This window comes from Rhodoferax sp. (assembly GCF_011391645.1).
Lineage (GTDB): Bacteria > Pseudomonadota > Gammaproteobacteria > Burkholderiales > Burkholderiaceae_C > Rhodoferax.
In genome coordinates this window covers 1-13,036 of record NZ_JAABQC010000079.1, presented here as the reverse complement: position 1 = coordinate 13,036, position 13,036 = coordinate 1, and the positions used below count along the sequence as shown (strand labels likewise).

Annotated in this window: 16 protein-coding genes; 12 read left to right on the top strand and 4 right to left on the bottom strand. The window is 62.6% G+C overall.

The window, feature by feature from the left end:
- From GPS82_RS10360 to GPS82_RS10325, 8 genes are all read left to right on the top strand, one after another.
- A partial coding sequence (locus GPS82_RS10360) for an ATP-binding cassette domain-containing protein (protein ID WP_296494256.1) occupies nt 1–790 on the top strand: 790 nt, incomplete at its 5' end.
- Nucleotides 791–803: 13 nt separating this feature from the next.
- On the top strand, nt 804–1,826 hold the full coding sequence (gene galE, locus GPS82_RS10355; protein WP_296494253.1) for a UDP-glucose 4-epimerase GalE: 1,023 nt from the start codon (nt 804–806) through the stop codon (nt 1,824–1,826).
- A 72-nt stretch (nt 1,827–1,898) separates the two neighbouring features.
- Nucleotides 1,899–2,954, top strand: coding sequence for a dTDP-glucose 4,6-dehydratase (rfbB, locus tag GPS82_RS10350; RefSeq protein ID WP_296494252.1), 1,056 nt, complete (start codon nt 1,899–1,901; stop codon nt 2,952–2,954).
- Nucleotides 2,951–3,853 (top strand): dTDP-4-dehydrorhamnose reductase, encoded by a 903-nt coding sequence (gene rfbD, locus GPS82_RS10345; RefSeq protein ID WP_296494250.1) that lies wholly within the window; start codon nt 2,951–2,953, stop codon nt 3,851–3,853. Before rfbB ends, rfbD begins: the two co-directional genes overlap by 4 nt.
- A gap of 18 nt (nt 3,854–3,871) precedes the next feature.
- A complete protein-coding gene (gene rfbA, locus GPS82_RS10340; protein ID WP_296494247.1) occupies nt 3,872–4,744 on the top strand; it encodes a glucose-1-phosphate thymidylyltransferase RfbA in 873 nt (290 codons plus the stop codon).
- A gap of 4 nt (nt 4,745–4,748) precedes the next feature.
- A complete protein-coding gene (gene rfbC, locus GPS82_RS10335) occupies nt 4,749–5,300 on the top strand; it encodes a dTDP-4-dehydrorhamnose 3,5-epimerase (RefSeq protein ID WP_296494242.1) in 552 nt (183 codons plus the stop codon).
- On the top strand, nt 5,297–5,902 hold the full coding sequence (locus GPS82_RS10330; RefSeq protein ID WP_296494239.1) for a chromate transporter: 606 nt from the start codon (nt 5,297–5,299) through the stop codon (nt 5,900–5,902). Before rfbC ends, GPS82_RS10330 begins: the two co-directional genes overlap by 4 nt.
- Entirely contained in the window at nt 5,899–6,495 is a 597-nt protein-coding gene (locus tag GPS82_RS10325; RefSeq protein ID WP_296494237.1) for a chromate transporter, read from the top strand. Before GPS82_RS10330 ends, GPS82_RS10325 begins: the two co-directional genes overlap by 4 nt.
- Before the next feature lie 7 nt (nt 6,496–6,502).
- Here the strand turns inward: GPS82_RS10325 and GPS82_RS10320 are convergent, their stop codons facing one another.
- The 4 genes from GPS82_RS10320 to GPS82_RS10305 form a co-directional block, all read right to left on the bottom strand.
- On the bottom strand, nt 6,503–6,862 hold the full coding sequence (locus tag GPS82_RS10320) for a hypothetical protein (RefSeq protein ID WP_296494235.1): 360 nt from the start codon (nt 6,860–6,862) through the stop codon (nt 6,503–6,505).
- A gap of 33 nt (nt 6,863–6,895) precedes the next feature.
- Nucleotides 6,896–7,678 (bottom strand): 23S rRNA (guanosine(2251)-2'-O)-methyltransferase RlmB, encoded by a 783-nt coding sequence (gene rlmB / locus GPS82_RS10315; RefSeq protein WP_296494233.1) that lies wholly within the window; start codon nt 7,676–7,678, stop codon nt 6,896–6,898.
- A 142-nt stretch (nt 7,679–7,820) separates the two neighbouring features.
- Complete coding sequence (locus tag GPS82_RS10310) at nt 7,821–8,375, bottom strand: flavodoxin family protein (RefSeq protein WP_296494231.1); 555 nt, start codon at nt 8,373–8,375, stop codon at nt 7,821–7,823.
- 38 nt (nt 8,376–8,413) lie between these two features.
- A complete protein-coding gene (locus GPS82_RS10305; RefSeq protein WP_296494229.1) occupies nt 8,414–9,115 on the bottom strand; it encodes a pirin family protein in 702 nt (233 codons plus the stop codon).
- A 105-nt stretch (nt 9,116–9,220) separates the two neighbouring features.
- Here GPS82_RS10305 and GPS82_RS10300 point away from each other — a divergent pair, with 105 nt between their 5' ends.
- From GPS82_RS10300 to trmB, 4 genes are read left to right on the top strand one after another with little or no spacing between them, the layout of a single operon-like run.
- Nucleotides 9,221–10,156, top strand: coding sequence for a LysR family transcriptional regulator (locus GPS82_RS10300; protein ID WP_296494226.1), 936 nt, complete (start codon nt 9,221–9,223; stop codon nt 10,154–10,156).
- Between the two features lie 49 nt (nt 10,157–10,205).
- A complete protein-coding gene (locus tag GPS82_RS10295; RefSeq protein ID WP_296494224.1) occupies nt 10,206–11,261 on the top strand; it encodes an FAD-dependent oxidoreductase in 1,056 nt (351 codons plus the stop codon).
- Nucleotides 11,254–12,132 (top strand): tRNA glutamyl-Q(34) synthetase GluQRS, encoded by an 879-nt coding sequence (gluQRS, locus tag GPS82_RS10290; RefSeq protein ID WP_296494222.1) that lies wholly within the window; start codon nt 11,254–11,256, stop codon nt 12,130–12,132. The genes GPS82_RS10295 and gluQRS overlap by 8 nt, the downstream gene beginning before the upstream one ends.
- 53 nt (nt 12,133–12,185) lie before the next feature.
- On the top strand, nt 12,186–12,929 hold the full coding sequence (gene trmB / locus GPS82_RS10285) for a tRNA (guanosine(46)-N7)-methyltransferase TrmB (protein WP_296494259.1): 744 nt from the start codon (nt 12,186–12,188) through the stop codon (nt 12,927–12,929).
- Nucleotides 12,930–13,036 lie beyond the last annotated feature (107 nt).

Here is a 13,036-nt window from a genome sequence, read left to right as displayed (position 1 = left end):
CTACTTTGCCCAGCAGGAACTCGACGTGCTGCGCCCGGCCGACACACCGCTGGAGCACATGATCCGCCTGGTCAAGGACATGACGGCGGCCGGCAAGATCATCGGCCAGCAGACGCGAGAGCAGGATCTGCGCAGTTTCCTGGGCACCTTCAACTTTGGCGGCGACATGGTCAAGCAGGCTGTCGGTAGCATGAGCGGCGGCGAAAAGGCACGGCTGGTGCTGTGCATGATTGTGTGGCAGCGCCCCAACCTCTTGCTGCTTGACGAGCCCACCAACCACCTGGATCTGGCCACGCGTGAGGCGCTGGCCATGGCGCTCAATGAATTTGAAGGCACCGTGATGCTGGTCAGCCACGACCGTGCCCTGCTGCGCTCGGTGTGCGACGAATTCTGGATGGTGTCGCACGGCGGCGTGGAGCCCTTTGACGGCGACCTCGACGACTACCAGCGCTACCTGCTCGACGAGGCCCGGCGCCAGCGTGAACTCATCAAGGAGGCCAGCAGTGCAGCCGCCAAGGCCGAGCGCAAAGCGCAGGCCGAAGCCGCGGCGCAGGCAGCCAAGGCCAAACACAAGCCCGCGCCCAGCGGTTCGCTCAAGCGCAAACTGGCCGATATCGAGGCCCGCATGGCCACGCTGCAGGCCGAGGGCACACAACTGGAAGGGCATTTGTGCCAATCCCCGCCGCCCGCCGACTTTGCCAGCCAGGGCAAGCGCCTGAAGGCGGTCAACGAAGAATTGCAGCGCCTGGAAGAGCAGTGGCTGGAGCTGTCCACCTCAGAGATCGTGTAGAAAGTTGGCCCGCATGAACCAAAACATTCTGATCACTGGCGGTGCCGGCTACATTGGCAGCCACACCTGTGTGCAATTGCTTGACGCCGGCTACAACGTGACGGTGTTTGACAATTATTGCAACAGCAAGCCGGCGGCGTTGGACCGCGTGGAGCGCATTGCCGGCAAAGGCATCACGCGCGTCACCGGCGATGTGCGTGACCGGGCCGCGCTGGAAGCCGCGCTGCGCAGCAGTGGTGCCGCCGCCGTGATCCACTTTGCCGGACTCAAGGCGGTGGGTGAGTCGGTGCAACTGCCTCTGCAGTATTACGACAACAACGTGGTGGGCACGCTGCGGCTGCTGGAAGCGATGGCGGCGTGTGGGGTGAAGACACTGGTTTTCAGCTCGTCGGCCACGGTCTATGGCGACCCGCAGCGGCTACCGCTCACCGAAGACCACCCCTTGAGCGCCACCAACCCTTATGGCCGCAGCAAGCTGGTGATTGAAGATATGTTGCGCGACGCGTTTGTGGGCGACAGCAGTTGGCGCTTTGGCATCCTGCGCTATTTCAACCCGGTGGGCGCGCATGCCAGCGGGCTGATTGGCGAGGACCCGCAGGGTGTGCCCAATAATTTGCTGCCTTTTGTGGCGCAGGTGGCGGTGGGACGGCGCGAGTACCTTAACGTGTGGGGCAATGACTACGCCACGCCCGACGGCACCGGCGTGCGCGACTACATCCATGTGGTCGACCTGGCCGATGGTCACCTGTGCGCCTTGCGCATGCTGGCGCAGGCCGACGCGGGGCTGTGCACGGCCATCAATCTGGGCACCGGCACGGGTTACAGCGTGCTGGACATGGTGCGCGCTTTTGAGCAGGCCAGCGGTCGCCCGGTGCCCTACCGGGTGCAGCCCCGGCGGGCGGGCGACGTGGCGGCCTGCTATGCCGAGCCTGCCCTGGCGCAGCGGGTGCTGGGCTGGCAGGCCACACGCGGCCTGCAAGACATGTGCGCGGACGCCTGGCGTTGGCAAAGCGGCAATCCGAAAGGGTACTTGTAGCAGGGCATTTGCCAGCGGTGGGTGCCCTAGAATCCAGAGTATGCATTTGGCATGGTTTCAAGGGGATAGTCCATGATTTTGGTGACAGGCGGTGCCGGCTTTATTGGCGCCAATTTTGTGCTTGATTGGCTTGCGGTGCATGACGAGCCGGTCATCAATCTGGACAAGCTGACCTATGCGGGCAACATCGAGAACCTGCAAAGCCTGCAAGGCGACGCCAGGCACACGCTGGTGCAGGGCGACATTGGCGACCATGCGCTGGTGGCACGGCTATTGGCCACGCATCAACCCCGCGCCGTCATCAACTTTGCCGCCGAAAGCCATGTGGACCGTTCCATTCACGGCCCGGGTGAGTTCATCCAGACCAACATTGTGGGCACCTTCAACCTGCTGGAAGCAGTGCGCGGCTACTGGTCAGAACTGCTCGCGGAGCAAAAATCGGCGTTCAGGTTTTTGCATGTGTCCACCGACGAGGTGTATGGCTCGCTCAAAAATGACGATCCGGCCTTTACCGAGTCCAGCCACATCGAGCCCAACAGCCCGTATTCCGCCAGCAAGGCGGCCAGCGACCATCTGGTGCGCGCCTGGCACCACACCTACGGCCTGCCGGTGCTCACCACCAATTGCTCCAACAACTACGGGCCCTACCACTTCCCGGAAAAGCTCATTCCGCTGCTGATCGTCAATTCGCTGGCGGGCAAGCCGCTGCCGGTGTATGGCGACGGCCAGCAGATCCGCGACTGGCTTTATGTGAAGGACCACTGCAGCGCCATCCGACGTGTGCTGGAGGCCGGTCGCCTGGGAGAAATCTACAACGTGGGCGGCTGGAATGAAAAGGCCAATCTGGAGATCGTTCATACCGTTTGCGCCCTGCTTGACGAATTGCGCCCGCGCACCGATGGCAAGCCATACAAAGAGCAGATCACCTATGTGACCGACCGCCCCGGCCACGACCGTCGCTACGCCATTGACGCCCGCAAGCTGGAACGCGAGCTGGGCTGGAAACCTGCCGAAACGTTTGAGAGCGGCATCCGCAAGACCGTGCAGTGGTACCTGGGCCACCCCGAGTGGGTTGCCCATGTGCAAAGCGGCGCCTACCGGGACTGGGTGCAAAAGCAATACGCATGAAAATTCTTCTTCTCGGCAAAAACGGTCAGGTCGGCTGGGAGCTGCAGCGCAGCCTGGCTCCGCTCGGTGAGCTTATTGCGCTGGACCGCCACAGCACTGACTTTTGCGGCGACCTGGGCAATCTGGCGGGACTGGCAGAGACGGTCCGCACCCTTCAACCCCAAGTGATCATCAACGCCGCGGCCTACACCGCCGTGGACAAGGCCGAAAGCGAAACCGAGCTGGCGCGCGCCATCAACACCCTGGCGCCCGAGATGCTGGCCCGCGAGGCGGCCCAACTCGGCGCCTGGCTGGTGCACTACAGCACCGACTATGTGTTTGGCGGCGGCGGCGACCAGCCCTGGCACGAGGACGACCCCACGTTTCCACTGAACGTCTACGGCCAGACCAAGTTGCTGGGCGAACACATGATTGACTGGATCTGCCCACGGCACCTGATTTTCAGGACCAGCTGGGTGTATGCGGCCAGAGGCGGCAACTTTGCCAAGACCATGCTGCGCCTGGCGCAGGAGCGCGAGCAGCTCACGGTGATCAACGACCAGTTTGGCGCGCCCACCGGCGCCGATCTGATTGCCGACGTGACCGCCCACGCCGTGCGCCAGGTGCTGCAGCCGGGTGCTGATGCGCAGGCACTGGCCGGCACTTACCACCTGGTGGCCAGCGGCTGCACCACCTGGTTCGAATACGCCAACCATGTGATCGCGCAGTCGCAAAAAATTCAGCCCGCGCTCAAAATCAAGGCCACCGAGGTCAAGCCGGTGCCCACCAGCGCCTTTCCCACGCCCGCCACGCGTCCGCACAACTCGCGCCTCGACACCGGCAAGTTACAAACCACTTTTGGTCTGACCTTGCCCGACTGGCAACTGGGCGTGAACCGCATGCTCGTCGAAACACTTTAAACCCAAACAATCATCACCATGACACAACGCAAAGGCATCATCCTGGCCGGTGGCTCTGGCACCCGGCTTTACCCGGTCACGCAGGCCGTCTCCAAGCAACTCATGCCGGTTTATGACAAGCCCATGATCTATTACCCCCTGAGCACGCTGATGCTGGCCGGCATCCGTGAAGTGCTGGTGATTTCGACGCCGCACGACACACCGCGCTTTGCCGAACTGCTGGGTGACGGAAGCCAGTGGGGCATGACAATCAGCTACGCGGTGCAGCCCTCGCCTGACGGCCTGGCGCAGGCCTTCATCATCGGCCGCGACTTTGTGGCAGGGCAGCCCAGCGCGCTGGTGCTGGGTGACAACATTTTTTATGGCCATGACCTGGTCAAGCAACTGGCCCACGCCGACGCGCGCCAGCTTGGCGCCAGCGTGTTTGCCTACCATGTGACCGACCCCGAGCGCTACGGCGTGGTGGCGTTTGACGAGCACAAGCGCGCCATCAGCATCGAAGAAAAACCCAAACAGCCCAAGAGCAATTACGCGGTGACCGGCCTCTACTTTTACGACAACCAGGTCTGTGACATTGCCGCCCACATCAAGCCCTCGGCGCGTGGCGAGCTGGAAATCACTGATGTCAACCGGCACTACCTGGAGCGGGGCCAGCTCAACGTCGAAATGATGGGCCGCGGCTACGCCTGGCTCGACACCGGCACCCACGACAGCCTGCTCGAAGCCGCCAGTTTTATTGCCACCCTGCAAAAGCGCCAGGGCCTGCAGGTGGCCTGCCCCGAAGAAATTGCTTTTAATTTGGGCTGGATCGATGCCAACCAAATCCTGAAGCTCGCCACGCCCCTGTCCAAAAATGGCTACGGCCAGTATTTGCTGAATCTGCTGAAATAACACCATGCCTTACACTGTCACCCCCACCGCCCTGCCCGGCGTGCTGATCCTGGAACCCAAGGTTTTTGGCGACGCGCGCGGGTTCTTTTTTGAAAGCTTCAACGCGCGCGACTTTGCCCAATGCACCGGGCTGGACGTGCCTTTTGTGCAGGACAACCACAGCAAATCGGCCAAAGGTGTGCTGCGCGGACTGCATTACCAGATCGAGCATCCGCAGGGCAAGCTGGTGCGCGTGACCCAGGGCGAGGTGTTTGACGTGGCGGTCGATTTGCGCCGCAGCTCGCCCCATTTTGGCAAATGGGAGGGCGTGCTGCTGTCCGCCGACAACAAGCGCCAGCTCTGGATTCCGCCGGGTTTTGCGCACGGCTTTCTGGTGACCAGCGACAGCGCCGAGTTTTTGTACAAAACCACTGATTACTGGTACCCAGAGCATGAGCGCTGCCTGCACTGGAACGATCCTGCGTTGGGTGTTGAGTGGCCGGTTGCGGCAGCGCCGCTGCTGGCCGCCAAGGACCAGGCCGGTCTGCCGTTGCAAAGCGCTGCCACCTTTGCATGAGCTTTCACCCTGAGCCCGCCCAGGGCGTGGAGCGGCCAGATTCTTTGAGGGTCCTGTTCTGGGCCTTCACTTGGCTTGCCTTGCAGGGCTTTGGCGGCGTGCTGGCGGTGGTGCAGCGCGAACTGGTGGAAAAGAAACGCTGGCTCACGCACGCGCAGTTCATTGAAGACTGGGCGGTGGCCCAGGTGCTGCCTGGCCCCAACGTGGTCAATCTGTCGCTGATGATCGGCGACCGCTACTTTGGCTGGCGTGGCGGGCTGGTGGCATTGGCAGGCATGTTGACGTTTCCGCTACTGATCGTGTTGGTGCTGGCGGGCTTGTATGCCGGTGTTTCCGATGTGCCGCAAATGCAGGGAGCCTTGCGTGGCATGAGCGCGGTGGCGGCCGGCATGATCGTCTCAACCGGGTTGAAAATGCTGCCCGCCCTGAAAACAAATGTGCTGGGTAACTCTTGGTGCTGGGTCTTGGCTGGGCTGACTTTTGTCGCCATTGCCTGGTTGCGGGTACCCTTGATCTGGGTGCTGGCTGTGCTTGGCGGGGGCTCGGGCCTGTGGGCGTACCGCCGTCTGATGGCGCTGCAAACGCCAAGGACCAGACCGTGAGTACCAGCTTGAGCCCGGCCGACTGGCTGGCCCTGCTGGCGCATTTCTTGTCCCTGTCGCTGCTGGCCATTGGCGGGGCGATCACCACCGTGCCTGACATGCACCGACTGCTGGTGGACCAGCATCAGTGGCTGAGCGACAGCCAGTTCAATGGTGCCATTGCCCTGGCGCAGGCGGCTCCCGGCCCCAACGTGCTGTTTGTTGCGCTGCTGGGCTGGCAGGTGGGGCTGAATGCGGGCGGTGGCCTCGTCAACAGTGGTGTGGCCTGGGGCTTCGCCATGCTCGGCATGTCTCTTTCCATGCTGGGCATTTTGCTGCCCAGCACCACCCTGACCTTTGCCGCCTCGCGCTGGGCGCATGCAAATCGTGAGTTGCTCGCCGTGCGCGCCTTCAAGCAGGGCATGGCGCCGGTGGTGGTTGGCCTGCTGGTGGCCACAGGCTGGATTCTGACGGCCAATCAGGGCGCGGATCTGGCGCACTGGCCGCTGTGGTTGCTGACAGCAACCGTCACACTGCTGGTGTGGCGCACCCGCCTGCATTTGTTGTGGTTGCTGGGGGCCGGCGCAGTGTTGGGCTGGCTGGGCTGGGTGTGAGCCAGGACTAACGCGGGTTTTCAAAAAACAGGTAATTGGAAGCGTAGTCGCTGATCTCGAAATAGACTTTTTTTTCACCCGGATCGGCAGCAAAGTTGAGGTTTTCGTCCATCACACCGTAGCCAAACCGGTAGGGACGTGGCACCTTGTCCTGTGTGCCCATGGCGGTTGAGAGCTTGTCAATTTTCAGAAAACGGCGCACCAGCTTGTCGCCAGCGTAAAACTCCAGCACGCCGTTGGTGCCAGTCCAGTTCTGGATGTCGCGGCTGATGACATTCTGCTGTTCCTGAGTGCAACTGGCGAGAAAAAACAGGGCACTCAAGCCCGCCGCCACGACTCTGGTCGCTCTGATTTGAATAACATTCATGGATTTCTTTCCGTTAAGAAGAATACGGCAGTGTCACAGGGGAACCGTCGATGCGCGCTGACGCATGGCTTCATACAGGCACACGCCGCTGGCCACCGACACATTGAGGCTTTCCACCGCGCCGCGCATCGGGATGCTGACCAACTCGTCGCAGGTTTTGGCGGTGAGCTGGCGCATGCCATCGCCCTCGGCGCCCAGCACCAGCGCCACCGGGCCGCGCAGGTCGGCCTGGTACAGCGTTTTGGTGGCCACATCGCTAGTGCCAATGATCCGGATGTTGCGCTCTTTCAATTCGTTCAGGGTTCGTGCCAGGTTGGTCACCATGAAGTACGGCACGGTTTCGGCCGCACCGCTGGCCACCTTGGCCACCGTGGCGTTGATGCCGGCCGCGTGGTCCTTGGGGGCGATCACGGCGTGCACGCCGGCGCCATCGGCCACCCGCAGGCAGGCGCCCAGGTTGTGCGGGTCGGTCACGCCGTCGAGCACCAGAATCAGGGGTTGTTCGCGCTCATTGACCGGACGCTCAAGCTGCGAGGCCTCCAATTGTTCCAACAACTCGTCGAGCGAGGTGACTTGGGTCAGCTCGTTCACCCGCGCCGCCACGCCCTGGTGCCCGTGGCTGCCGCACAGTTTGGCCAGGCGCATGCCGTCGGCCTCGAGCAGGCGCACACCCGCCTCCTTGACCTTGTCCACAAACTGGCGCATTCGCGCGTCACGGCGGCTCGGGTCAATGTAAATTTCGACAATGGATTTGGGTGCGGTCTTGAGGCGCACACCCACGGCATGAAAGCCGAACAGCACTTTGGGATTGGACATAGACCGCGATTATCGCGGGTCTGAATTCATTCGCGGCGAGGGCGCCGCTCCCACAAAGGCGCCGCTCCCAAAAGGACGACGCAGCCACATGGGTGATGTGGATGCCAAATTTTGTGGGAGTTGCGCCCTCGCGACGAAGCTTTTAGCCTTTGAATTTGCTGGCGATCTCGGCCACGCGCTGCCCGAACAGGCGCGCGGTTTCCAGATCGCCCGCGTTCATTTCTGCACCACCCGCGTCACCTGGGGTTTGCGCCATGGGACCGGCGCTGGAGCCCAGGTAGTTGATGTCGTCGCGCTTTGATGCCTTGGTGTTGTTGTAGTGCAGGCCCGTGCCAACCCAGATGCCGCCATGCTGCATAGCCAGCGTCATGAAGTAGTGCAGCGTGGAATGTTTGTCGCCGTTGACGTTGGCGCTGGCGGTAAAGCCGCCAAAAATCTTGTCTTTCCAGGACTGGCTGAACCAGGCCTTGCTGGACGCATCGGCAAATTTCTTGAACTGCCAACTGACGCCGCCCATGTAAGTGGGGCTGCCCATGATGATGGCGTCAGACTCATTCAAAGTGGCCCAGTCGTCTTCGGTCAGGTTGCCATCAGCGTCAATGGCGATCAGATCGGCGTTGGCACCATCGGCCACCAACTGCGCCATGCGCAGGGTGTGGCCATAGCCCGAATGAAAAATAACTGCAACTTTTGCCATGGTGAAAGTTCCTTGATGAATTGAAGACATAAAAAAGCTCAAGCGCACAAATCAAAGACCAGCACCTCGGCGTCCTGCGCATCAGCCAATACCACCCGGGGCTCATCGGCCAGCAGGGCGGCGTCGCCGGTCTGCAGGGCCATGCCATTCACTGTCAGGGCGCCGCGCACCAGGTGCACATAAGCCTTTCGGCCGGCAGCCAGGTCCAGTTGCGCAGTTTGCCCGGCGTTGAACAGTCCTGCATACAGACGGGCATCTGCATGGATGGTGACCGAACCCAGCGCGCCGTCACTGGAGGCCACCAGGCACAGGCGGCCCTGCTTGGCGGCGTCGGTAAACGTGGTTTGCTCGTAGCCGGGCTCGACACCCAGCACGTTGGGTGTGATCCAGATCTGCAGCAAATGGGTGGTGTCATTGGGGGCGTGGTTGAACTCGCTGTGCTGCACGCCAGTGCCGGCGCTCATGCGCTGCACGTCGCCGGGTGGTATGGCCTTGACGTTGCCCATGCTGTCCTTGTGCGCCAGCGCGCCCTGCAGCACGTAGGTGATGATTTCCATGTCACGGTGGCCGTGGGTGCCAAAGCCCTTGCCAGCGGCGATCCAGTCTTCATTGATGACGCGCAGGTTGCCCCAGCCCATGTGGGCAGGATCATGGTAGCCGGCAAACGAAAAACTGTGGAAAGATTTGAGCCAGCCATGGTCTGCGTAGCCGCGCTCTTGGGAAGGTCTGAGGGTTAGCATGGTTTATCTCCGTGATGAGACTCTACTGTACGCGGCAAAACAGGCTGGCACGCGCAGCCCATTTGATGGCATCATTCAATCTGTTTGAATTAAAGATGGCACACCATGCAAACAGCCCGCAATGTTTTAACACCCGATGCACTCGCCATGCTGCAAACCATTGGCAGCACCGGCAGTTTTGCCGCAGCGGCGCGTTCGCTCGGCATGGTGCCCAGCGCCCTCACCTACCGTGTGCGCCAGTTGGAGGACGCGCTTGACGTGTTGCTGTTTGACCGCAGTTCCCGCCGTGCCCTGCCCACCGTGGCCGGCCAGGAATTGCTGCGCGAGAGCGAGCGCCTGCTGGAAGATCTGGCGGCGGTGGCCAATCGTGTCAAACGGGTGGCCACCGGCTGGGAGCCGCAATTGACGCTGGCGGTGGACAGCATCATTGCCAAGGCCACGGTCATGGAGTTGGTCGACAGCTTTTTTGCCATGAACCCGCCGACCCGTATCCGCCTGCGCGACGAGACCCTGTCGGGCACGCTGGAGGCCCTGACCAGCGGCGAGGCCGATCTGGCGCTGGGCGTGGCCGACCTGGTGCAAAACACCGCCATTCATGCCAAGCCGCTGGGGGACGTGCGCTTTGTCTATGCTGTTGCGCCGAATCATCCGCTCGCCAATGCACCAGAGCCGCTCACCGACGAGGCCATGCGAGCGCACCGCGCGGTGGCGGTGGCAGACACCATCAGCCGCGGCCGTGGCGTGACGATTGGTTTATTGGGCGGGCAGGATGTGTTGACCGTGGCCACCATGCAGGACAAGCTTGACGCACAGTTGCGCGGCCAGGGCTGCGGTTCGTTGCCCGTTTGCATGGCCGGGCCATTTATTGACACCGGTCGGCTGGTGGTCAAAAAAACCGAGCGCCCACCCCGGGTGGTGCGCGTCAACTACGCCTGGCGCGCCACCGGCAGCGCGCCGGGGCGCGCTTTGCAGTGGTGGCTGGCCCAGCTGGAGAGCCCCACCACCCGCACCGCTTTGCTGGAGCGGCACCGGGGCGTGTAAAGTCGGTCACATTCACATGGATTTAAATTGTCATCAACTGGAGAAAAATATGAGTTCTGCGCAACGCGCACCCCGACATTTTGCGGTGATCGGCGCCGGCATGGCTGGCATCACCTGTGCCCGCACGCTGGTGCAGGCCGGCCACCAGGTCACCATTTTTGAGAAAAGCCGCGGCACCAGCGGACGCATGGCCACGCGCAGCAGCGCCTTTGGTTCGTTTGACCATGGCGCACAGTACTTCACCGCCCGTGACCCGCGTTTTTTGCAAGCCCTCGAAACCACGCCAAAACTCTGCAAACGCTGGAGCGCCAACAGCGTGCAGGTGCTCGACGAATTGGGCCATGTCGCCGCGCCGGGCTTGCCCGGCCACGATGCGCACTGGGTGGGTGTGCCGGGCATGAAGTCGCTGGTGAGTGGCTGGGCCGAGCCGCTGCAGGCCGCCGGGCGCATTGAAACGCAAACCCGCGTGGCGCGCATCGAGCCCGATGCCGTCAAATCCGGGCAATGGCAACTGCGCACCGAAGGGCTTGATGGATCGCAACATGTGTTTTCGGGTTTCGATGGTGTTTTATTGGCTATTCCCAGCGCCCAGGCGCACAAGCTGCTGCAGGACTCAGAGCAGGCCAAGCCCTGGATCAAGTCCATTGAACAGGTCAAGGTAGCCCCCTGCTGGACGCTGATGCTGGCTTTCCCGCAAGCCGTTCAACCCGGTCTGACGACCCTGGGACCGCAGTGGAGCGCGGCTCGCAGCACGCACCACCGCATTGGGTGGCTGGCACGGGAGTCAAGCAAACCCGGGCGCGAATCGATCGAGCGCTGGACCGTGCAGGCCAGCGCGGCCTGGTCGCAAGAGCACATCCACGACGACTCGGCCCGCGTCGAGGCAAAGCTGCTCAGGGCCTTTTCCGAGGTGACCGGCATCCGCGCCGAACCGGCTCATGTCGACAGCCAGCGCTGGCTGTACGCCAAGACGGTGCAGCCACTGGGCAAAAGCCATCTGTGGGATGCGAAAAAAGGGCTGGGCGTGTGCGGCGACTGGTGCCTTGGGCACCGGGTGGAAGACGCGTTTGTGTCGGGTCTGGAGCTGGCGCTGGCCGTTGCGTAACTACATTGGCCGCTTTGCGCCCTCACCCACCGGGCCGCTGCACGCGGGCTCGCTGGTGGCGGCACTGGCCAGCTGGCTTGATGCCCGCGCGCAGGGCGGGCAGTGGCTGGTGCGGATCGAGGATGTGGACAGCACGCGCTGTCTGCCCGGCATGGACCAGACCATCCTGCAGCAATTGGCGGCTTTTGGGCTGATCAGCGACCAGCCCGTCCTCTACCAATCCGGGCGCATCCATCTTTACCAGCAGGCGCTGCAACACTTGATCGCCAGCGGCCACGCCTATCCCTGCAGTTGCAGTCGGCGTGACATCGAACTGGCGCAACAACGCAGCGGCCATGTCAAACCGCGCCACGGCGAGCTCATCTACCCCGGTACCTGCCGCCATGGGCTGCATGGCAGGCCAGCGCGCGCCTGGCGCCTGACCACTGAGGCAACCCACCCGCTGCTCTGGCAAGACCGCCGCCTGGGCGAACAAACGCAGGATGTGGCGGCCGAGGTGGGTGACTTTGTTTTGAAACGCGCCGACGGTTGTTTTGCCTACCAGTTGGCGGTGGTGGTGGATGATGCCGCGCAAGGCATCAGCGACGTGGTGCGCGGCGAAGACCTGGCCGACAACACGGCACGCCAGATCCTGCTGCAACGCGCCCTGAACCTGCCCACGCCGCGCTACCTGCACACCCCGCTGGTGCTGGGGGCCAACGGCGAAAAACTCAGCAAACAAAATGGTGCGCAGGCGCTGGACAGCCTTGACCCGCTGGTCGAACTCAACCGCGCGGCGGCGGTGCTGGGCCTGAGCGCGCCGCCTGCGCCCGCCGATGCCTTTGCCAACTGGGTGGCGCAGTGGCGTTGTCTCTACAATCTGCCCCCGTGAAAGACACCCAAAACATTCCCCCCAAACCGGCAGAGCAGGCCCGCACGCCGCGCGTGCGCCCGCAGTCATTGGCGGACGTGGCCTACCCCAAAACCATCAAGAGTTTTGTGCGCCGCGCCGGCCGCACCACCAGCGGCCAAAGCAAGGCGTTTGACGAACTGGGGCCACAGTTTTTGCTGCCCTACCAACCCACCGCACTCGATTTCTCAGCGGCTTTCGCCGATGCTGGTGGCGTTGCCGACACCAGCACCATCCGGCCCACGGTGCTGGAGATCGGTTTTGGCATGGGCGAGGCCACGGCGCACATCGCAGCCCTGTTGCCCGACACCAACTTCTTGTGCTGTGAGGTGCATGAACCCGGGGTGGGCGCGCTGCTCAAGCGCGTTGGCGAGCAGAATTTGCGCAACATTCGCATCTGCGCGCATGACGCGGTTGAGGTGATTGACCACATGCTGCTAGAGCAAAGCCTGGAAGGCGCGCACATCTTTTTCCCTGACCCCTGGCACAAAAAAAAGCACAACAAGCGCCGTCTGATCCAGGCGCCCCTGATTGCCAAACTGGCGGCGCGCCTCAAGATGGGCGGCTACCTGCACTGCGCCACCGACTGGCAGCCTTACGCCGAACAGATTCTGGAAGTCCTGGGCGCCGAACCGCTGCTGAAAAATGCCGCCCCTGAAAAGCATCCGGAATTGCTGGGCTATGCCCCCAAACCGCATTACCGGCCGCTGACCAAGTTCGAGAACCGCGGCCTCAAACTGGGCCATGGCGTGTGGGACCTGGTGTTTGAGCGCATTTAAACCAGCCACACGCCAGGGCATTGGCCCGAGTTGCGTCGGCTTGCCCGCCGGGCCGTGGCCGACCCTGCTGGACTTTTTGACCGAGCGCTTCCCCAACATCACGCCCC

Bases quoted from the DNA above. Each gene is read 5' to 3' on its own strand.
- rfbC (WP_296494242.1), top strand. From the start codon at position 4,749: ATGCCTTACACTGTCACCCCCACCGCCCTGCCCGGCGTGCTGATCCTG.
- rfbD (WP_296494250.1), top strand. From the start codon at position 2,951: ATGAAAATTCTTCTTCTCGGCAAAAACGGTCAGGTCGGCTGGGAGCTG.
- GPS82_RS10320 (WP_296494235.1), bottom strand. From the start codon at position 6,862: ATGAATGTTATTCAAATCAGAGCGACCAGAGTCGTGGCGGCGGGCTTG.
- GPS82_RS10330 (WP_296494239.1), top strand. From the start codon at position 5,297: ATGAGCTTTCACCCTGAGCCCGCCCAGGGCGTGGAGCGGCCAGATTCT.
- rfbA (WP_296494247.1), top strand. From the start codon at position 3,872: ATGACACAACGCAAAGGCATCATCCTGGCCGGTGGCTCTGGCACCCGG.
- rfbB (WP_296494252.1), top strand. From the start codon at position 1,899: ATGATTTTGGTGACAGGCGGTGCCGGCTTTATTGGCGCCAATTTTGTG.
- galE (WP_296494253.1), top strand. From the start codon at position 804: ATGAACCAAAACATTCTGATCACTGGCGGTGCCGGCTACATTGGCAGC.
- GPS82_RS10295 (WP_296494224.1), top strand. From the start codon at position 10,206: ATGAGTTCTGCGCAACGCGCACCCCGACATTTTGCGGTGATCGGCGCC.
- GPS82_RS10305 (WP_296494229.1), bottom strand. From the start codon at position 9,115: ATGCTAACCCTCAGACCTTCCCAAGAGCGCGGCTACGCAGACCATGGC.
- rlmB (WP_296494233.1), bottom strand. From the start codon at position 7,678: ATGTCCAATCCCAAAGTGCTGTTCGGCTTTCATGCCGTGGGTGTGCGC.
- GPS82_RS10310 (WP_296494231.1), bottom strand. From the start codon at position 8,375: ATGGCAAAAGTTGCAGTTATTTTTCATTCGGGCTATGGCCACACCCTG.
- GPS82_RS10300 (WP_296494226.1), top strand. From the start codon at position 9,221: ATGCAAACAGCCCGCAATGTTTTAACACCCGATGCACTCGCCATGCTG.